The sequence below is a fragment of the Burkholderia sp. 22PA0106 genome (assembly GCF_047497155.1).
GTDB lineage: Bacteria > Pseudomonadota > Gammaproteobacteria > Burkholderiales > Burkholderiaceae > Burkholderia.
This window is the reverse complement of the sequence record NZ_CP163163.1, coordinates 3,687,908-3,706,951: the sequence shown is the minus strand read 5'-3', so window position 1 is coordinate 3,706,951 and position 19,044 is coordinate 3,687,908. Positions and strand designations below refer to the sequence as shown.

18 protein-coding genes are annotated in these 19,044 nt (G+C 66.8%); 6 read left to right on the top strand and 12 right to left on the bottom strand.

Annotated elements, in window-relative coordinates:
- Window positions 1–111 precede the first annotated feature (111 nt).
- Window positions 112–1,473: a glutathione-disulfide reductase gene (gene gor / locus AB4850_RS31545; RefSeq protein ID WP_414443323.1), complete on the top strand. Its 1,362-nt coding sequence runs from the start codon at window positions 112–114 to the stop codon at window positions 1,471–1,473.
- A gap of 148 nt (window positions 1,474–1,621) precedes the next feature.
- Here the strand turns inward: gor and AB4850_RS31540 are convergent, their stop codons facing one another.
- Both AB4850_RS31540 and AB4850_RS31535 read right to left on the bottom strand, forming a co-directional pair.
- Window positions 1,622–1,954, bottom strand: coding sequence for a DUF4148 domain-containing protein (locus AB4850_RS31540; protein WP_414443322.1), 333 nt, complete (start codon window positions 1,952–1,954; stop codon window positions 1,622–1,624).
- A complete protein-coding gene (locus AB4850_RS31535) occupies window positions 1,951–2,253 on the bottom strand; it encodes a DUF4148 domain-containing protein (RefSeq protein WP_414443321.1) in 303 nt (100 codons plus the stop codon). Before AB4850_RS31535 ends, AB4850_RS31540 begins: the two co-directional genes overlap by 4 nt.
- Window positions 2,254–2,588: 335 nt before the next feature.
- Here AB4850_RS31535 and AB4850_RS31530 point away from each other — a divergent pair, with 335 nt between their 5' ends.
- From AB4850_RS31530 to AB4850_RS31515, 4 genes are all read left to right on the top strand, one after another.
- Complete coding sequence (locus AB4850_RS31530; RefSeq protein ID WP_414443320.1) at window positions 2,589–2,831, top strand: hypothetical protein; 243 nt, start codon at window positions 2,589–2,591, stop codon at window positions 2,829–2,831.
- Window positions 2,832–3,104: 273 nt separating this feature from the next.
- Window positions 3,105–3,782 (top strand): response regulator transcription factor, encoded by a 678-nt coding sequence (locus AB4850_RS31525; RefSeq protein ID WP_414443319.1) that lies wholly within the window; start codon window positions 3,105–3,107, stop codon window positions 3,780–3,782.
- Window positions 3,783–3,882: 100 nt separating this feature from the next.
- Window positions 3,883–5,196, top strand: coding sequence for a sensor histidine kinase (locus AB4850_RS31520; RefSeq protein ID WP_414445669.1), 1,314 nt, complete (start codon window positions 3,883–3,885; stop codon window positions 5,194–5,196).
- Window positions 5,197–5,260: 64 nt separating this feature from the next.
- Complete coding sequence (locus AB4850_RS31515; protein WP_414443318.1) at window positions 5,261–5,953, top strand: response regulator transcription factor; 693 nt, start codon at window positions 5,261–5,263, stop codon at window positions 5,951–5,953.
- A 92-nt stretch (window positions 5,954–6,045) separates the two neighbouring features.
- On the opposite strand, the gene AB4850_RS31510 is transcribed toward AB4850_RS31515, so the two are convergent.
- Window positions 6,046–6,201, bottom strand: coding sequence for a hypothetical protein (locus AB4850_RS31510; RefSeq protein ID WP_414443317.1), 156 nt, complete (start codon window positions 6,199–6,201; stop codon window positions 6,046–6,048).
- Between the two features lie 130 nt (window positions 6,202–6,331).
- Entirely contained in the window at window positions 6,332–6,631 is a 300-nt protein-coding gene (locus AB4850_RS31505) for a hypothetical protein (RefSeq protein WP_414443316.1), read from the bottom strand.
- Between the two features lie 330 nt (window positions 6,632–6,961).
- Here AB4850_RS31505 and AB4850_RS31500 point away from each other — a divergent pair, with 330 nt between their 5' ends.
- Complete coding sequence (locus AB4850_RS31500; protein ID WP_414443315.1) at window positions 6,962–8,137, top strand: porin; 1,176 nt, start codon at window positions 6,962–6,964, stop codon at window positions 8,135–8,137.
- A 241-nt stretch (window positions 8,138–8,378) separates the two neighbouring features.
- On the opposite strand, the gene AB4850_RS31495 is transcribed toward AB4850_RS31500, so the two are convergent.
- The 8 genes from AB4850_RS31495 to AB4850_RS31460 form a co-directional block, all read right to left on the bottom strand.
- Window positions 8,379–9,686 (bottom strand): chloride channel protein, encoded by a 1,308-nt coding sequence (locus AB4850_RS31495; RefSeq protein ID WP_414443314.1) that lies wholly within the window; start codon window positions 9,684–9,686, stop codon window positions 8,379–8,381.
- 74 nt (window positions 9,687–9,760) lie between these two features.
- Complete coding sequence (locus AB4850_RS31490; protein ID WP_414443313.1) at window positions 9,761–10,156, bottom strand: MarR family winged helix-turn-helix transcriptional regulator; 396 nt, start codon at window positions 10,154–10,156, stop codon at window positions 9,761–9,763.
- 229 nt (window positions 10,157–10,385) lie between these two features.
- Complete coding sequence (locus AB4850_RS31485) at window positions 10,386–11,252, bottom strand: alpha/beta hydrolase (protein WP_414443312.1); 867 nt, start codon at window positions 11,250–11,252, stop codon at window positions 10,386–10,388.
- A gap of 46 nt (window positions 11,253–11,298) precedes the next feature.
- Complete coding sequence (locus AB4850_RS31480) at window positions 11,299–12,222, bottom strand: alpha/beta hydrolase family protein (protein WP_414443311.1); 924 nt, start codon at window positions 12,220–12,222, stop codon at window positions 11,299–11,301.
- The gene (locus AB4850_RS31475; protein ID WP_414443310.1) at window positions 12,219–12,662 is read right to left on the bottom strand and encodes a DoxX family membrane protein; all 444 of its coding nucleotides are present in this window, start codon (window positions 12,660–12,662) and stop codon (window positions 12,219–12,221) included. Before AB4850_RS31475 ends, AB4850_RS31480 begins: the two co-directional genes overlap by 4 nt.
- Window positions 12,663–12,826: 164 nt before the next feature.
- Complete coding sequence (locus tag AB4850_RS31470; protein ID WP_414443309.1) at window positions 12,827–14,395, bottom strand: efflux transporter outer membrane subunit; 1,569 nt, start codon at window positions 14,393–14,395, stop codon at window positions 12,827–12,829.
- Entirely contained in the window at window positions 14,388–15,578 is a 1,191-nt protein-coding gene (locus AB4850_RS31465) for an efflux RND transporter periplasmic adaptor subunit (protein WP_414443308.1), read from the bottom strand. Before AB4850_RS31465 ends, AB4850_RS31470 begins: the two co-directional genes overlap by 8 nt.
- On the bottom strand, window positions 15,568–18,813 hold the full coding sequence (locus AB4850_RS31460) for an efflux RND transporter permease subunit (RefSeq protein WP_414443307.1): 3,246 nt from the start codon (window positions 18,811–18,813) through the stop codon (window positions 15,568–15,570). Before AB4850_RS31460 ends, AB4850_RS31465 begins: the two co-directional genes overlap by 11 nt.
- Window positions 18,814–19,044: the final 231 nt, after the last annotated feature.

The window sequence follows — 19,044 nt, the reverse complement described above, 5'->3', positions numbered from 1 at the left end:
CGCCGTCGATGTCTGTCTCATGTAGGGACACCGACCGGCTCGCGGGCACGTCGCACGCGTGCCGCCAAAACTTGCTATCGTGCCTGCTCGACAATATGGGGGAGCGTTTCGATGGACTACGACTATGACCTGTTCGTGATCGGCGCCGGCTCCGGCGGCGTGCGGCTCGCGCGCATCTCGGCCTCGCTCGGCGCGCGCGTCGGCATCGCCGAGGTGGAGCAGATCGGCGGCACCTGCGTGCTGCGCGGCTGTATTCCGAAGAAGCTGCTGGTGTACGCGTCGCACTTCCCCGGCGAAGTCGAGGACGCGGCGGCCTACGGCTGGACCTTCGGCCCCGGCGAATTCTCGTGGCCCACGCTGATCGCCGCCAAGGATCGCGAGATCAACCGGCTGTCGGGCATCTACGTGAAGCTGCTGACCGATGCCGGCGTGACGATGCACGAAGGCCGCGCGACGATCGTCGATCCGCACACGGTGGAGATCGCCGGCAAGCGCATCACGACGAAGCACATCGGCGTGGCGACCGGCTCGTGGCCGACGCTGCCGCAGATCCCCGGCATCGAGCACGCGATTACCTCGCGCGAGGCGCTCGATCTGCCCGAGCTGCCCAAGCGCGTGGCGGTGGTGGGCGGCGGCTATATCGCGGTGGAGTTCGCCGGCATCTTCCAGGGCCTCGGCTCGCAGGTGGACCTGTTCTATCGCGGCGACGAAATCCTGCGCCACTTCGATCACGACCTGCGCCGCGTGCTGCACGAGGAAATGAGCAAGCACGGCGTGGCGATCCACACCCATGCGCAGGTCAATTCGATCGTGCGCGGCGCTGACGGCGCGTTGACGCTCGACATCGGCGGCACGCCGCACGGCCCGTACGACGCGGTGCTGTACGCCACCGGCCGTCATCCGAATACGCAGGGCCTGGGCCTCGAACAGGCCGGCGTAGCCTGCGAATCGAGCGGCGCGATCCATGTGGATGCCTACTCGGCCACCAACGTGCCGTCGATCCACGCGATCGGCGACGTGACCTCGCGCCCGCAACTGACGCCGGTGGCCACGCGCGACGGCGCGCTGCTGGCCGCCAACCTGTTCGGCGCGCAGCGCGTCGAGGCCGACCATCGCGCGATTCCGTCGGCGGTGTTCAGTCATCCCGAGCTGGCGACGGTGGGCCTGAGCGAACACGAAGCGCGCGCCGAGCATGGCGAGGTCGACATCTACAAGACCTCGTTCCGCGCGCTGAAGCACACGCTGACGGCCCGCGATGAAAAGATCTTCATGAAGCTCGTGGTGGCGCGCGATTCGCAGCGCGTGCTCGGCGCGCACATGATCGGCCCGGATGCGGCCGAAACGATCCAGGGCATCGCGATCGCGGTGCGGATGGGCGCGACCAAGGCGCAGTTCGATGCGACCATCGGCATCCATCCGAGCGCGGCCGAGGAGTTCGTGACGCTGCGCACGAAGTCGCCCGATCCGGCGTGACGGTGTAATCAGCGAGGGCGGGGCGCGTGGTGCGCGCCGCGTTGTCGAGCGTGTTGCGTGACCGGTGTTCCGGCACGCGGCCTGTCGATAATACTTCGTATGACGAAATATCGAGGGCGGCAGGCAAACCGGGCGGTGGCCCTGGCGTTCAGCGCGAGCGCGCGGGATCGGGCGAATTCGCCGCCAGCGTGCCGCCGCAGTCGCGACGGTATTCGCGCAGCAGCCTGCGGCGTGCGGTGCGCACGGCGTCGGGGAAATCGCTGCCGTTGACCTCGGTGGGCGAGAAGCCTACCGCTTTCAATTCGGCCAGTTCTCGGGTCACGTCACTGCGGGTCAACGCGTGCGAGCGCATGGCCTGCGGCGTGGTGAACGGGTAGCTCGCGCATTGCCCGGCCGTCAGGGGCAGCGCATGCGCGGCCGCGCCGGCGGCCATCAGGCCCGCCGCGGCGCCGGCTCGCGCGATGCGCGCCGCCGTGTTCACGAGGCCGCGCCCGTGTGCTTGACGCAGTCGCGCTGGTACTTCTGCGTCAGCTTTTGCTGGGCGGTGTCGATGTCGTCGGGGTAGTCGTTGTCGTCGCCGGCCGAGGGCTGGTAGCCGACCGATTCGAGTTCCGACAGCTCGTTGACGATCTGCTTGTGCGTGACCGGCGCGCTGGTCTTCACGAACGGGTAGTCGTGGCATTGCTGGGTCGTCAGCGGCGCGGCGTGGGCGGCGACGCCGACGGCCATCAGGCTTGCACACAGCAGGGCACGTTTCAGGTTCTTGATTGGCGTGTTCATGGGTTCGCTCCTTGATCCGGGTTGGGCCGGCGGTATCGGTGCCGGCCGGGTTGTCCGATCCGGCGTGGCATCGCCGAGATCACGGAATGCAGACTAGTGGAGGGCGTTTGTCGAAACGGTGGAGCGGACATGAAACTTCCTTCATCGTCGCCCCCGCCCGCTCGCTGAAATAACTTTCACGTGTCTGCCAGCGTTGCTTCAGGTGCGCTCGCGTATCGTTCGGAGCGTGATGGAAGCAGCGGCTGAAACCGCCGGCGCGCACGGGCAAGCTCGACGAAACCTCAAGCATCCCGAAGCATCGCCGGCCCGGAACCCAGGCAGACGAGGAGACGAGCGTGAACGTGCGAACCATCGGATCAATCGGATTGGCCGCCGTCGCGCTGTGCGTGAGCGCACTGGCCGACGCGAAGGTGCAGGGCAGCGGCGGCCCGGTGGCCGATGTGGTGCTCGATCACGCGAGGGTCGAGCGCCAATATCGCGCGATCGAGGACGCGCGCCGCCGCGCGGCCGGCAATATGCGACGCAACGTCGCACGAGGGTGGCCCGGCGCTGGCGCGCTCGCGGCCGATCCGGGCTGACCCCGGGCCGACATGTGGCGCGCGCGACACGCCGCGCGCGATCGATGAAGAGCGGATGAACCGCGCCGGCCATGGCGCGGCGGCGGCGCGTGCACGCCGCATGAAGAATCTTTAATGAAGCCGATACCCTTTTGCCACGCGCGCGCGTGTAGCCTGCGCCGAGAGCCGTCGACGCACGACGGCCGCTCAACGCCCGGGTCGGATATGGCAACATCGCTCTCTTCTCATCACGAATCGCCGGTGCCGCCTTCCCTCGCGGCAGGCGGGACGACAATGTTTCGAGTCCTGACTATCGAAGACGATGACATCACTGCGAATGAAATCGTCGGCGAACTGAAAGATCGCGGCTTCGCCGTGGAATGGGTCGCCAATGGCCGCGACGGCATGGCGCGTGCGCTCACCGAGGATTACGACGTCATCACGCTCGACCGCATGCTGCCGGGCGTCGACGGCCTGACCATCGTCACCACCATGCGCAGCATCGGCGTGCGTACGCCGGTGCTGATGCTCAGCGCGTTGGGCGACGTGGACGAACGCGTGCGCGGCCTGCGGGCCGGCGGCGACGACTACCTCACCAAGCCGTTCGATCCCGAGGAAATGGCCGCGCGTCTCGAAGTGCTGCTGCGCCGCAGCCGCACCGCGCCGGCCCAATCGGAAACCACGCTGTCGGTCGGCCGGCTCACGCTCGACCTGATCGGCCGCAAGGCGATGCGCGACGGCGTGGAGATCGCCCTGCTGCCCACCGAATACCGCGTGCTCGAATACATGATGCGCAACGCGGGCCAGACCATCACGCGCACCATGCTGTTCGAGGCCGTGTGGGGCTATCACTTCGATCCGGGCACCAACCTGATCGACGTCCACATGGGGCGCTTGCGCAAGAAGATCGATCCGTCCGACGCCGCCCCGATGATCCAGACCGTGCGCGGCGCCGGTTACATCCTGTCGTGAGCCATCCATCGTGAGCGAACAAGCAAGCCGCGCGTCCGGCGGATCGGGTGCGCTGCGCTGGTATTCGAGTACGTTCCGGCTGGTCATCGTCTATGCGGTGATGTTCTCGGTGTCGGTGATGCTGCTGCTCGGCGTGATCGCCTCGCGCACCACGCACGACATGAAGAGCGAAACCGACGTCGTGATCGACTGGCAGATGATCTATTTCGATTCGATGGCCGACGCCGATCTGCCGGGCGCGATCCATCGCCGGCTCGAACACGAGCGCATGCACACCAATTACTACGGGCTGTTCGCGCCGGACGGCCGGCACGTGGCCGGCGACGTGCTCGAATTCCCGGCGGAGCTGGCCGCCGACCGCAACGGCCAGACGCTGTCGCACACGCTCAAGATCGCCGGCGACCAGGTCGCGCCGGTGGTGCGCGCGATGGCGGAGACGCGGCCCAACGGCTACCGGCTCGTGCTGGCGCGCGACCTCACGCATATCCTCGCCATTCGCACCGCCATCATCAACGCGCTGGTGGTGGGCGGCGTGCTGTGTTTCGGTGCCGGCCTGCTCGGCGGGCTGGTGCTCAGCGTGCGGCAGATGCGGCGCATCCGGGCGATCCGCCAGGTCACGCAGCACATCGCGCGCGGCGATCTCGCGCAGCGCCTGCCGGTGGGCGGGCGCGACGAAATCGACATGCTGTCGCACCTCGTCAATCACATGCTGGCCGAGGTCGAGCGCCTGATGCACGAGGTCAAGGGCGTGTGCGACGGCATCGCGCACGACCTGCGCACGCCGCTCGCGCACGTTCACACGCTGCTCGCGCATGCGGCCGAACGCGCCGGCACCTACGACGACGCCGCGCTCGCGAGCCTCGTCTCGCGCGCGCGCAACGAAACCGACGCGCTGCTCGGGCGCTTTCGCGCGATGCTGCGAATCGCCGAGATCGGCTCGCTGCAACGGCGCGGCGGTTTCGGTGAAGTCGATCTGCAGGCGCTGGTGGTGGATGTCGGCGAGCTGTTCGAGCCGCTCGCCGAAAGCCGCGAAATTCATTTCGAAGTGCTGACCGAACGCGTGACGCCGGTGCACGGCGATCGCGCGTTGCTGTTCGAGGCGCTGACCAACCTGCTCGACAACGCGCTCAAATATTCGGCCTCGGGCGGCATCGTGCGGCTCGAAGTGCGGCAGCGGCTGCAAGGCCCGCAGATCGACGTGTGGGACGACGGCCCCGGCATCGCGCCCGACGAACGCGAGGCCGTGCTCCAGCACCGCTACCGCAGCACTCGCACGGGGCATCAGGCCGGCTACGGGCTGGGCTTGAGCATCGTGTCGACGGTGATCAACGTGCACGACTTCACGCTGCGCATCGGCAGCGCCGATCCGGGCACGCGCGTGACCATCGAATGCTGGCCGAGGACGTTGGTATGACGCCGTTCTCCATCGCGCGAGTTTCGCTGCCGCTGTTCTCGTCACGTGCGGGGGGCCGCTGATCGTGCGCATCCTGCTCGTGACCTCGCCGCATCCGGAAGCCGCATGGCTGCACAAGGCGCTGCAGGAAAGCGGCCACAGCCTGCAACGCGCCGACGACCTGCGCGACGGCCTGTTCCTGGCCTCGCAGGAAGCGTTCGACGCGATCGTGACGACCGCGCTCGAACCCGGCAGCGATGCCGCGTTGATCGATGCGCTGCCACGCTTCGTTGCCGATGGCGGCGGCGCGGCGCTGGTGGTACTGCTCGGCCAGGCGTCGGCCAGCGAGCGGATTCGCGCGCTGCGCGCCGGTGCCGACGCGTGCTTCGGCGCGCCGTATTCGTTCCTCGAATTGCATGAACGCCTGCAGGCGCTGCAACGGCTCGGCGTGCCGCGCGAAGCCGACGGCCCGCTGGCCGCCGCGGCCGCCAGTTCCACGTTCGACACGCTGTCGCGCGAACTGAAGGACGGCAAGCTGCGCCTGGCCGTCACGCGCCGCGAATTCCTGCTGCTCGAATGCCTGATGCGCAGCCCCAACGCGCCGGTGCCGCGCGATCAACTGATTCGCTACGTGTGGCAGGACAAGGAGGACGTCGATCCGTCGAGCGTGAACCTCGTGGTGTCGCGCCTGCGCCGCAAGCTCGCGCGCCATCTGCCCGACGTGAAGATCGATACCGTCAGCCGCTACGGCTATCAGGTGACGCTGCCGGACGCCTGACGCGCGCGTCGCACGAAGAAAACCGCCTCGTTACCAACGACAAGGGCGCACTGCCAGCCGGCAGCGCGCCCTTGTTGCATGGGCCGCGATGATCAGGAGCCGAAGAACGGCACGCAGAAATCGGGCGGGCCGACGCAATCGCCGGGACCATTGGGGCGTGCGGCGGCGCAGCCGGACAGCACGGCACCGGCGGCCATCGCGACGAGCGCGAGGCGGGCGGTGCGAACGAGCAGAGGACGAAGCTTCATGTTGGGCGAGTGGGGCGATGACGGCAGCGAGGAGCGGGAGGCGTGATGCGAACGCGGTGCCTGCGGGCCGGCCGGCGGGTGCGAGGGATGGTGCAACGCGCGCGGAAGGCCGGCCGTGCAGCGGCGTGCATCAGTGTGCATAGAGCGTCGAATTCAGATACTTGAGCTGGCCGTCCTGTTCGGCATGCACCAGTTCTCCATACACCTGGGCGCGGGTCATTTCATGGGTCGGCTGGCCGTACGGCTGCGCATAGGTCTGGGTGCCCGACTGCGCCGTCCAGGTGCTTGCGGCACCGCCCGGCACGCCGTCCTTGCTGGCGGCTGGCACCCTCTGCGTGGTCGTGGCGGCCTGCCCTGACACTGTGTTGGCAAAGGCGGGGATGGCAAGCGCGGCAAGCAGCGCGGCGGCGGCGATCTTCGCGGAATTCATGTTCGTTATCCTCATGATTGATGACTGGGTTCATCCCCGGCGCAATCTTTCTTGCGCTGCGCGTCGGGTTGACAAGAAGCATAGAGGGGGGGCGATAGCGGTTCGGCATACGCAACGTGAAAAGAAATTCATGCGTGGCGGCCAGGCTGTCGGGAACGACATGAATCGCGGGTATCGCGAAGATGAAAAAGGCTTCATTTTTCAGGGCATTTTCATAACCGCCCTGTCACGCGCACTGCCTAAATTGTGCGCCATCGCACCGCGTACGGATCGGCCATTCCACACGCGGCTAGCGGTGCGAGAAGACCGACCCACTCTAGCGAAATCATCATGAAGAAATATCTGGCAATCCCGGCGGCGCTCGCGTGCCTGCTTTCGACCGCCGCTCATGCGCAGAGCAGCGTGACTCTCTACGGCACGATCGATGCAGGCCTGGATTACATCAGCAACCAGAAATCGGGCAACGTCAGCGGCCCGTCCTACAGCGTGCAGAGCGGCAACGTGAGCACCTCGCGTTGGGGCCTGCGCGGCAACGAAGACCTCGGCGGCGGCCTGTCGGCGGTGTTCACCCTCGAAAACGGCTTCAGCGTCAACAACGGCAAGCTCGGCAACGGCGGTGACGAGTTCGGCCGTCAGGCATTCGTCGGCTTGTCGAGCAACCAGTGGGGCACCGTCACGCTGGGGCGTCAGTACGACTTCCTGGTGGATTACGTCGCGCCGCTGTCGGCGACCGGCTCCGGCTTCGGCGGCAACATCGCCGACCACCCGTTCGACAACGACAACCTCGCGAACGACACGCGCATGAACAACTCCATCAAGTTCCGGAGTGCGAACTACAGTGGATTCTCGTTCGGCGGCGCCTACGCCTTCAGCAACATGGGCGGCGGGATGTCGAACAACAACGCGTACAGCGTCGGCGCCGCGTATGCGAACGGCCCGGTCAGCCTGGGCGTGGGCTACCTGCAATCGAACAACCCGGGCGGCGTGAACACGCCGGCCAACACGGGCGGCGCGTTGAGCAGCGCGGATGGCGATTCGATGCTGGTGGGCGGCCGCTGGCGCACCTTCGGCGCGGGCGCACGCTACGCGTTCGACAAGGCCAGCGTCGGTTTCGTCTACACGCGCACGATCCTGAACAACCCGAACGAAATTTCGGAAGGCGGCTCGTACGGCAGCGTCAACGGCCAGTTGCTCACGTTCAGCAACTATGAACTGAATGCGCGCTACTTCCTGACACCGGCCCTGACGCTGGGTGGTTCGTACACCTACACGCAAGGCCGCTTCGACAACGCCGGCCGCACGCTGGCGCCGAAGTGGAACCAGTTCATGCTGCAGGCCGATTACGCGCTGTCGCGCCGCACCGACCTGTACCTCGAAGGCGTGTATCGCAAGGTCAGCGGCGTGGATGGCGTGTCGGTGCTGGGCCAGGCCGGCATCTTCAACTTCGCGGCGTCGAGCAACAACCGCCAGGCTGTCGTGGCAGCCGGCATTCGTCACAAGTTCTGACCGGTCCTCGCCGGTTGAAGCAGGCCGGGCGGCGCGTGCCGCCCGGCTTTGCGCGAGGATCGATCGATTCGCGCGCTTAGGTGGCGGCGTGTCCGGTCGAGCGACCGGGTGCGCCGGTAGTGCGGTTTCCGTCTCTCTTGTTTTGCCGGCGGTAATGGTGTGGCGAGTGGATGGCGGTGATCTTCGGCCCCGTGACGCGGTTGCGTCATGGGGTTTTTTTATGGGAGCGGGCGCGTTTCCCTCAGCGCTTCATATACCGCTGCGCCAACGCCTCATACAACGGCGGCGCAAAAAACTTCGACGTCTGGCTCGCAATCAACGCCGTCGCCATCAACGAAATCACCAGCGCGTGCCCGTTGATCATCTCGATGACGATCACGAACGCCGTGATCGGGCTTTGCGTGACGGCGGCGAGATATCCCACCATGCCGAGCGCGATCAGCATCGGCAACTGCATCTGGCCGAACACGAGGTGCAGCGTGTTGCCCACGCCCGCGCCGATCGCCAGCGACGGGGCGAACAGCCCGCCCGGCGTGCCCGGCAGGTAGGAGCCGATCATCGACGCCATCTTGATCAGCGGATACACGGCCGACACCTGCGCGTGCCCCTCCAGCATTCCGCGCGCCTCGGCGTAGCCGCTGCCGAACGTGTGGCCGCTGCTGGCCACGCCGATCACCGCGATGACGAGGCCGCATACGGCAGCGAACTGCACGGGCCGGTTCTGCCGCAGCGCGAGCAGCCGCTCCGGCATCCAGCGCGGCGTGTTGAGCAGCAGCCAGCAGAACAGCCCGCCGAGCGTGCCGGTCAGCACGCCGACCAGCACCACCGCCACCGCCAGCAGGTTCGGCAGGTGGCCGTCGATGGCGATGGTGCCGAAGTAGACGTAATTGCCCTGCAAGGCCAGCGAGACGACGCCCGCGAAGATGATCGCGGTGATCAGCACGCCGCTGGTGCGCTGCTCGAAGCTGCGCGACAACTCCTCGATGGCGAACACCACGCCGGCCAGCGGCGCGTTGAACGCGGCCGACAGGCCGGCCGCGGCGCCGGCCAGCGCGAGCTTGTGCTCGATCGCCACGCCGGAAATGCTGCGCAGCCGCGCCGGGTAGAAGCGCCGCATCGAATACATCAGCGACGCGCCCACATGGATCGTCGGCCCCTCGCGGCCGATCGTGAAGCCGCCGAGGATGGCCAGGAACGAGATGCCGATCTTGCCGACCAGGATTCGCAGCGTCAGCAGCCGAGGGCCGAGCCCGCGCACGTCGTGCAGGCTGGCGATCACCTGCGGGATGCCGCTGCCTTCCGCGCCGGGGAACCAGCGCCGCGTCAGCCACACGCCGAGCGCCGACACGGCCGGCGTGACCAATAGCGGCAGCCAGAAGTGCGCGGCGTGCATGCGCTGGAACAGGTCGTAGCCGAAATCGATCAGCCGCGCATAGAGCACGGCCACCAGCCCGGTGGCCACGGCCCCCATCCAGAACAGGCCGAAGTGCAGCCATCGGCGTCGTCCGCGCACGATCGTGCGGCGGTCGAAAAGGGCAGGTAAGCGCATGGGAGGGGCCGGCCGGGAAAAGAGGCACATTGTGACATAAATGTCTGACCGGGCCGGCTGGGTATGGCTTGGGGTCAGTCTCCTCGGTTCGCGAAGACCCAGCCGAATGCGCCGTAGAGTGCTTTGTGCTGCGCGGCGAGGTCGAGCAGGCAGCGTTCGCCCTTGCGCGTGAGGTGGACCTGCACGAGCCGCCGGTCGGCGTCGCTGGCGCGTCGCTCGACCAGCCCGGCGGTTTCGCAGCGCGACACCAGTGCGGCGGTGCCGTTCGGTGCGGCCTGCAACCGTTCGGCCAGTTCGCCGACGCTGGCCCAGGTGCGGCCGGAGAAGCCGCGCACATGCAGCAGCAACTGGTATTGCAGGGTGGTGATGCCGGCCGCGTTGGCGATTTCCTCGGAAGCCCGCAGGAATTTGCGCAGTTCGTGGCGGAACGAGGACATGGCCTCCAGGTCCTGCTTGTCGGGCGGGGTCATGCGGGGACGCCGGGTTTGCGGCTGGTAGCGGTGCGGTTCATGGAGGGCTCGTTGCGGCGTCGGTTGGGGTGCGTAGTTTATCGAGGCTTGGCGGGGCGGGGCATGGGGATGCCCGGCCGAGTATTGGCGAAGGTGCGCGTGGAAATCAACGACCTGCATGTCGTCGCTTGCATCGCGACCTCGGCCAACGTGATCGCATCAATCCACTGACGATGCCCGTTCCTTGCGTTCAGGGCGTGTCGTGCCGATCGATAAAGCGCGTCGTATCGGAGAAGCTGGGCGAGAGAAAGCGCAATGCACGCGAGAACGCGCCGATGATGATGCGATGCCCTGCTCGGTCATACATGATCTCTTCCACCTGACCGCCTTTCTCGCGTATGCGGGCGGTGAGCCGGTCGGTATTGCCGGGGTCGACGATTTTGTCGTTTCGGCCTGCGATCAAGAGCATCGGCGGTGCGGTTCCGCTGACGTGGTTGATGGGTTGCGTCACGGCAAGGCCGCCCGGATTCTCGAAGATCTTTTCCAGTATCGGATCTTGCAAGGGAAGGAAATCGTACGGGCCGGCCAACCCGACGGCGCCGCGAATATCGCGCACCGGGTCGAGTCCGACTGCACCCAGCCAGCGTGGATCGAGCGCGAGCATGGCGACACTATACGATCCGGCCGAATGCCCGACCAGGAACAGGCGCGAGGGATCGCCGCCATACTGCGCCGCGTGGGCGCGCGCATAGGCGACCGCGCGGGCGGCATCTTCCAGGAAGTCGGGATAGCGCGCTTGCGGGTAGACGCGGTAATCCGGCACGAACGTCACGCAGCCGTGACGAGTCAGGGCGGCCGCGACGAAGGCATAGTCTTTCTTGTTGCCGTCCTGCCAACTACCGCCATACAGAAACACCACCACCGGCCGCCCCTTTCCGGCGTGCGGTTCGGCATCCCTCGGCGTATAGACATCCATGCCCTGACGCGCATCGCTGCCGTATTTGACGTCATGCGCAATCGTCAGATCGTGACCTGCCGAAAGCGCATTCAAGCTGCTGACGCAGGCGTTCAAGCCCGGGAGCAAGGCCATCACGATCAATAGACGCAACGCGCGCAAGGGCGAGCTCGAGGGCGCACGATCGCGCTTTGTCCGATGCAGGTGATTACCGTGCCGCCGGTTGAGAAAACTGCAAGGCATCATGAATTTCCTTTTTCAATATCGGCCACACGGGCGAGGTCAATGACACTTCGTCCAGATGCCCACTGTCCGGCACCACGATCAACCTGGCCTGGCCGTGAGCCTTCCGTACACGCGACACATAGTCTTGCGCGAGCGCAGGCGGCGCGATCGTATCGTCCGCACCATGGATGGCAATGACACGCGCCGTGCCGGATGGCAACGCAGCGGGAGACGTGTCGGAAAAAACATCGTTTCGCCTGTCGTCGGGCGAGCCGGTCAGCGTTGCCACATCGACCCTGCATGCCTGGCGAATCGCATTCGCATCGCGCTCGAGATCGCCGAATCCGCCGAGGCTGATGACGGTCGGAATGGGGAGCGAGACGGGGACATGCAGACTGCTGTGCGGAGGCAAATGCGAGCGGGCGGCCGCCCACAGTGCGAGTTGCGCGCCCGCCGAATGCCCGATGGCAAGCACGCGGCTCGCATCGAGATCGAGGGCGGACGCCCGGCTGCGCAATAAATCGATGGCAGCGCCCATGTCCTGGTACATGCCGGGATATCCGCCGCCGGGTTCGTCGACGCGGCGATATTCGACATTCCACGCAGCAATGCCGTGTTCGGCCAGGAGTGCACCGATCGCCCCCATTTGCGGCAGTCCGCCGTATCGGCTTTGCCAGCATCCCCCATGAACCAGAATGGCGACGGGAAACGGTCCTGCGCCTCGCGGGCGATAAAAGGCGACGATCTGGGAAGGCGCGGGGCCGTAGTGAAAAACGGTCGTGGCGGGCGGCGCCGTTATCGCGAGGTAGGCATCCAATGACATAGGCGCTGCCAGGCAGCGATTGGCAAAGAATGCCGCCAAGGCCAGCGTTTGAAGCAGGTGTTTGAATCCGTGCGCCGTTTTCAAGCGAGGTCTCCCGGCCGACGATCGCACGTGGCCCAGACAATCCCCACGATCAACAATGCCTGGAAGGGCAGGCGCGCCAACAGCAGACCGGGTGGAACCGATGGAAAAAGCGTCGCGTGCTGCCACATATAGACATTGGCGGGCGTCACGGCCACGGTCAGCAGGGCAAGGCCCCAACCGGCGTAGCGTCGTGTAAGCCGCGAGACGAGACCGATCACGCCGAGCAGTTCGAAGAAACCACTGAGGTAGACCATCGCGTACGGCGACGGTATGGACGGGGGAACGATGCTTGCGAACGCGTCGGTAAACATGAAGTGGCAGACGCCGCCGATCGAAAACCAGAGCGCGACGAATCCGAGGACCAGACGTCGGGGCAAGGGGCTGCGGGAACGGTAGTCGGGCATCCGGAGGCACGCTTGTTGGATGGCGGTGGCGAACATCGTGCAATTAACGGTCCCGGCATGATTGCACGTTTCGCGCCCCGCTTCGCCCCCCGCTTCGCGTCGCCGTGTTGATGGCGTTCCGGGCCAAAAAAAGCGTCCACCGAAACCGGCGGACGCCCAAAAGCGCGGCACGCACCACACATGCCGCAGGAGGGGGAAAGTCAGATTCGTGTAGCGTCTCGCGCGCCGGTCGAGTTCGAGTTGGAAAGCGCCGCGGACGAAGCCGCCACCGGCACGGCCGCAGCCACGCCCGACGCCGCCGCAGGCGCGGCACCGGCAGCAGCGCCGCCATGCGCATCCGCCATCGCGGAGCCGTCGGCGCCTTCGCCAGACCACCCGCCGCCAATCGCCGCAATCAAGCCCACCGCCGCCAACTGCCGGCGCGTATCCAGCTCAAGCATCGCGATCTTCGTATTCAGCTCGGTCGTCTGCGCCGTCACCACATCGAGATAGCTCACCACCCCATCGCGATACCGCGACATCGAAAGCGCCAACGTCCGCTCTGCCGCATCGAACGCTTCCTGCTGCCGATCCGCCTCATCCCCGAGGTGATGCGTCAGCGCCAGGTTGTCCTCCACCTGCTGACAAGCCTGCAACACCACCGCGCGATACTTCGCGCCGTTCTCGGCCAGCTTCGCATGCGCCTGATCGGTGATCGCCTGGCGGCGGCCGCCGTCGAACAGCGTCATCATCAGGCTCGGCCCGATCGACCAGATCTCGTTCGGCGCACTGAGCCAGTGGCCCAGCCCCGAGCTTTGATAGCCGCCCACCAGGCCGAGCGTGATGTCGGGGAAGAACGCGGCGCGCGCCACGCCGATCTGCGCGTTGGCAGCAGCCATGCGGCGCTCGGCGGCGGCCACGTCGGGCCGGCGTTGCAGCAGCGTGGCCGGCAGCCCGGCCGGGATCGACGGCAGGTGCGCGGTGCTCAGGTCGGCGGCCAGCGAGAACGTCGAGGCCGGCACGCCGGTGAGCGTCGCGATCGCATGCTCGTAAAGCGCGCGGCGCGCCCGCACGTCCTCTGCCGAGGCGCGCGCGGAATCGAGCTGCGTCTGCGCGCGCGACACGTCGAGGTCGGACGCGATACCGCCCGCGTGGCGGCTCATCGTGAGCTTCAGCGCGTGCCGGTAGGTGTCGATGGTGTCGGCCAGCAGCTTCTGCTGCTGATCGAGCCCGCGCAGGCTGAAGTAGGCGCTGGCGAGGCTGGCCTGCAGGCTCAGGCGCACCGAGGCCAGATCGTCGGCGCTGGCCTGCGCGGTGGCGCGGCCGGCGGCCACCTCGTTGCGCACCTTGCCCCACAGGTCGAGGTCGTAGTCGAAGCCGGCCTCCAGCGTGTTGTCGCCGTAGACGTCGGGCTGCGTCGCGCCGCGCAGCGGACGCGTGTTCGACGCGCGGTTGCTGGAGATGCCCGCGCCGAGGCCGAGGGTCGGGAACAGCCCCGAGCGGGCCTGATCGAATAGCGCGCCGGCCTCGTCGTGACGCGCCATCGCGGCGGCCACGTCGGGGTTGGCGGCGGCCACCTGCACTTCGAGCCGGTCGAGCACCGGATCGCGGAACGCCTTCCACCAGCCGTCGCGTTCGATGCGGTCGGCGGGCCGGGCCGTCTGCCAGCCGCCCGCTTCCTTGAATTGCGTCGGCAGCGCGGTGGCGGGCGCGTGATAGGTCGGCGCGAACGAGCAGGCGGAGAGGAACGCGATGCCGGCCAGCACCGCGCAAAGCCTACGTTTAACCATGCGCCTGCTCCGTCGAAGTCGAAGCGCCGCCCGGCGCGCTCAGGCGCACCGGATCGCCCGACGACAGCGAATCGGGCGGGTTGTCGATCACGCGGTCGTCGGCGTCGAGGCCGGTGGCGATCTGCACGTGCGTGCCGAGATCGGTGCCGATCGTCACATTCTTCAGGAGTGCGTGATTGTCCTTGCCGATCACCGCGACCTGCAGGCCGTTCTGGCGGAAGATCAGCGAACTGGCCGGAATCGTCAGTGTGTGGCCGTCCTTCGGCAGGGCGAAATGCACCTCGGTGTATTCGCCGGGAATCAGCTTGCCGTCGCTGTTGTCCACCATCAACTGCACGAGCAGGGTGCCGGTGGAATCGGCGATCGAATCGTCGGTGTCCACCAGTTTGGCCTGGAACGTCTCGCCCGGATGCTCGGGCACGGTCAGCGTGGCGTGCATGCCGGCATGGATCGCGGCGGCCTCGCTCTGCGGCACGCTCACGTACACGCGCAACTGATGCACGTCGGACACCGCGAACAGCTCGGGGCCGGTGCCGCTGCCGGCCGAGATCAACTGGCCGATATCGGTCTTGCGCGCGGTGACCACGCCGTCGAACGGCGCGGTGATGCGCTTGAAGCCTTCGAGCGCATCAAGCCTGCCGACGTTGGCCTGCGCGGCGGCGACGATCGCCTGCTTGGCGGCGAGGTCGCTGGTTTTCTCGTCGGTTTCCTGTTGCGACACCGAATCCTGCTGCAGCATCTTGGTCCAGCGCGCGGCGGTGGACGCGGCCAGCTTCTCGTTGGCCTGCGCGCTTTGCAGATCGGCGCGCGCCTGCTGGAGCTGCTGGTCGAGTTCGGGCGTGTCGATCAGGCCGAGCAACTGGCCGGATTTCACATGCGCGCCGATGTCGGCGTACCAGGCGTGCAGATAGCCCGACACCTGGGCGTGGATCGGCGCGTTCTCGAACGCCGACAGATGGCCCGGCAGCACCAGCGCCGAGCCGTCGCCGCCGGTGGACGGCGTGTAGGCCACCACCGTCGGCACCGACTGCGTGGCGGACCAGGTCGTCATCTGTTCCTTGGCATGCAGGCGGCCGACGATGCCGCTGGCTACCACGCCGATCGCGACCAGGGCAGCGATCGCGGCGACGAGCTTGAGGTTGGGCAGCCGTTTCGGCGACTTGATATCGATCTCAGTGGACATGCTTGGCTCCGGACGCGGAATGGGAAGAATCGCGGGACGCGTCGTGCTTGAGCGCATCGCGACGGTGCACGAGGCTGAACACGACAGGAACGAAGAACAGCGTGGCCAGCGTGGCGCAGGCCAGGCCGCCGATCACGGCGCGGCCGAGCGGGGCGTTCTGCTCGCCGCCGTCGCCGAGGCCGAGGGCCATCGGCGCCATGCCGATGATCATCGCCAGCGCCGTCATCAGCACCGGGCGGAACCGCGTGAAGCCGGCTTCCATCGCCGCCACCAGCGCGTTGCCGGTTTCGGTGAGCCGCTCGCGCGCGAAGCTGACCACCAGGATCGCGTTGGCGGTGGCCACCCCCATGCAGAGGATCGCGCCGGTCAGCGCCGGCACCGACAGCGGCGTGTGCGTGACGAACAGCATCCAGACGATGCCGGCCAGCGCGGCGGGCAGCGCCGAGACGATCACGAACGCATCGGCCCACGAGTGGAAGTTCACGACGATCAGCAGGTAGATCAGCGCGATCGCGCCCACCAGGCCCAGCAGCAGGCCGGCGAACGCATCGTTCATGGTCTGCACCTGGCCGCGCAGCGTGACGGTCGAGCCCTTGGGCAGATCCTTCGCGGTGGCCTTGATGATCTGGTTGATGTCGGTCGCCACCGCGCCGAGATCGCGGCCCTGGGTGTTCGCGTAGATGTCGAACAGCGGCTCGATGTTGTAGTGCGACACCACCGCGTCGCCCATCCCGCGCGTGACCGTGGCGAGGCCGCCGAGCAACTGCGACTGGCCGCTCGCGCCCGTCACCGGCAGGTTCTGCAGCGCCGACAGCGAGGTCATGCGGTACTGCGGCGTTTGCGCGACGATCGGGTAGGACACGCCGTTCTTCGGGTTGAGCCAGTAGGTCGGGTCCACCTGGCTGGTGCCCGACAGCGACGCCACCACCGAGTTCGTCACGTCCTGCTCGGTGATGCCGAGCTGATCGGCGCGCGTGCGGTCCACCGCCAGCGTGAACTGCGGATAGGTGGTGGCCTGCTGGATGCGCGGGTCGGCGACGCCCGGGATCAGGCGCAGCTTGCGGAACAGTTCCTGCGCGTACTTCAGGTTCGCGGCCTGGTTCGGGCCGGCCACCTGCAGGTCCACCGGCGCGGGCGCGCCGAAGTTCAGGATCTGGCTGACGATGTCGGCCGGCAGGAACGAGAACGTGGTGCCCGGGTAGTCGCGCGGCAGCCGTTCGCGCAGCGTCTTCACGTAGTCGGCGGTGGGCGCGTGATCCTTCGACAGCGAGATCAGGATGTCGCCGTCCTGCGGCCCGATCGTGCCGCTGTTGTTGTAGGTCAGGTTGATACCGCTCTTCGGCAGGCCGATGTTGTCGATCACCTCGCGCAGTTGCGACGGCGGAATCGTGGCGCGGATGGTGTTCTCGATGCGGTCGAATTCGGCGGCGGTTTCCTCCACCCGCGTGCCGACCGGCGCGCGAACGTGCAGCGAAATCTCGCCCGAATCGATGGTCGGGAAGAAGTTCCGGCCGAGCCACGGCGCGAGCAGGAACGACACCGCCACGATCGCGAGGAAGCCGATCACGAACGGCTTGCGGCGCGTGAGCGCGAGGCCGAGCAGCACGCGGTAGCTGCCGCGAATGCGCTCGAAGCGGTGTTCGAACGCGCGCTGGAAGCGCACCAGCGGGTTGCGCGACGGCGGCGCGTGATGCGGGCCGCCGTGCGGGTCCATCATCGCGGCCAGCTCGCCCGAGGCGTGGCCGCCCGATGCGTGCGGCTTGAGCAGGTATTGCGCGAGCATCGGCACGAACGTGCGCGACAGCACGAACGACGAGATCATCGCGAAGATCACCGCCTTCGCCATCGGCACGAACAGGAAGCGCGAGATGCCGTCGAGCATCAGCATCGGCACGAACACGATGCAGATGCACATCAGCGACACCAGCGCCGGCATCACGATCTGGCGTGCGCCGTCGATGATCGCGGTGCGCGTGTCCTTGCCCTGCTCCAGGTGCCAGTTGACGTTTTCGATGGTCACCGTGGCATCGTCGACCAGAATCCCCACCGCCAGCGCGAGCCCGCCGAGCGTCATCACGTTCAGCGTTTCGCCGGTGGCGGCCAGCAGCGCGATGGCCGACAGCACCGCCAGCGGGATCGAGGCCGCGATGATCAGCGTCGAGCGCCAACTGCCGAGGAACAGCAGGATCATCAGCGAGGTGAGCGCGGCGGCGATCACGCCCTCGCGCGCCACCCCGCTCACGGCGCCCTTCACGAAGGTGGATTGATCGCCCAGCGTGACCAGCTTCAGGCCCGGCGGCAAAGTCTGCTCGATCAGCGGCAGCTTGGATTTCACCCCGGCGATGATGTCGAGCGTGGAGGCCGAGCCGTTCTTCAGGATGCTCATCAGCACCGCGCGGTGGCCGTCCACGCGCACGATGTTGGTCTGCGGCGGGAAGCCGTCGCGCACGTGCGCCACGTCGCGGATGTAGATCGTCGTGCCATCCACCGACTTGATCGGCAGGTTGTTGATCGCATCCAGCGCCAGCGGGCTGTTGTTGAGCTTGATGTTGTATTCGAAGCGGCCGATTTTTTCCGTGCCGGCCGGAATGATCTGGTTCTGCTGCGCGAGCGCGTGAGCCACGTCCTGCGCCGACAGGCCCTTCGATTGCAGCGCCTGCGGGTTCAGGTCGATCTGCACCTCGCGCGTCTTGCCGCCGTAAGGCGTCGGGATCGCCACGCCGGGCACGGACAATAACTGCGGGCGGATGAAGTTCTCGGCGTAATCCTCGAGCTTCTGTTCGTCGAGCGTGTTGCTGGTCAGCGCGATTTGCAGCACCGGCACCGTCGAGGCGTTGTAGTTCAGGATCTGCGGCGGCGTGATGCCGGGCGGCATCTGCTTGAGCACCGTCTGCGACACCGAGGTGACCTGCGCCGTTGCCGTGCTGATGTCCACGGTCGGCTGGAAGAAGATCTTGACGATGCCGAAGCTGCGGAACGATTGCGATTCGATGTGCTGCACATCGTTGACGGTGGTGCCGAGCGTTCGTTCGTAGTACGTCACGATCCGTCCGGACATGTCGTCCGGCTGCAGGCCTGAGTAATTCCAGATGACACTGATCACCGGAATGCGGATGTCCGGGAAGATGTCGGTGGGCGTGCGTAATGCCGCAAGCGGGCCAGCCAGCAAGATCAGCAGCGCCAGCACGATGAACGTGTAGGGCCGGACAAGGGCGAGCCGGACGATTTTCAGCATGTGATGCTGCTCCGTAGAAAGCGTCGTTCGGTGGGTTGGCGCGGGCGCCGCCGCATGCGGGAAAACACGGACAGGCGCCGACGACTGCATTCTGGGGAGGCCGCCCTAACAGCCGGTCGCTAAAAACATGAAAGAAGTTTCATGGCGGCGGCGCGGGGTGCGGCAGCGGGCGGCGCGCTGGCACGCGAACATGAAGCGGGGATGAAATCGAGCGTGAAAAACGCTGCGATA

What these genes read in the sequence shown, in the direction of transcription:
- gor (WP_414443323.1), top strand. Translation starts at nt 112, where the DNA reads ATGGACTACGACTATGACCTGTTCGTGATCGGCGCCGGCTCCGGCGGC.
- AB4850_RS31535 (WP_414443321.1), bottom strand. Translation starts at nt 2,253, where the DNA reads ATGAACACGCCAATCAAGAACCTGAAACGTGCCCTGCTGTGTGCAAGC.
- AB4850_RS31525 (WP_414443319.1), top strand. Translation starts at nt 3,105, where the DNA reads ATGTTTCGAGTCCTGACTATCGAAGACGATGACATCACTGCGAATGAA.
- AB4850_RS31520 (WP_414445669.1), top strand. Translation starts at nt 3,883, where the DNA reads ATGTTCTCGGTGTCGGTGATGCTGCTGCTCGGCGTGATCGCCTCGCGC.
- AB4850_RS31510 (WP_414443317.1), bottom strand. Translation starts at nt 6,201, where the DNA reads ATGAAGCTTCGTCCTCTGCTCGTTCGCACCGCCCGCCTCGCGCTCGTC.
- AB4850_RS31505 (WP_414443316.1), bottom strand. Translation starts at nt 6,631, where the DNA reads ATGAATTCCGCGAAGATCGCCGCCGCCGCGCTGCTTGCCGCGCTTGCC.
- AB4850_RS31500 (WP_414443315.1), top strand. Translation starts at nt 6,962, where the DNA reads ATGAAGAAATATCTGGCAATCCCGGCGGCGCTCGCGTGCCTGCTTTCG.
- AB4850_RS31495 (WP_414443314.1), bottom strand. Translation starts at nt 9,686, where the DNA reads ATGCGCTTACCTGCCCTTTTCGACCGCCGCACGATCGTGCGCGGACGA.
- AB4850_RS31490 (WP_414443313.1), bottom strand. Translation starts at nt 10,156, where the DNA reads ATGACCCCGCCCGACAAGCAGGACCTGGAGGCCATGTCCTCGTTCCGC.
- AB4850_RS31475 (WP_414443310.1), bottom strand. Translation starts at nt 12,662, where the DNA reads ATGTTCGCCACCGCCATCCAACAAGCGTGCCTCCGGATGCCCGACTAC.
- AB4850_RS31470 (WP_414443309.1), bottom strand. Translation starts at nt 14,395, where the DNA reads ATGGTTAAACGTAGGCTTTGCGCGGTGCTGGCCGGCATCGCGTTCCTC.
- AB4850_RS31465 (WP_414443308.1), bottom strand. Translation starts at nt 15,578, where the DNA reads ATGTCCACTGAGATCGATATCAAGTCGCCGAAACGGCTGCCCAACCTC.
- AB4850_RS31460 (WP_414443307.1), bottom strand. Translation starts at nt 18,813, where the DNA reads ATGCTGAAAATCGTCCGGCTCGCCCTTGTCCGGCCCTACACGTTCATC.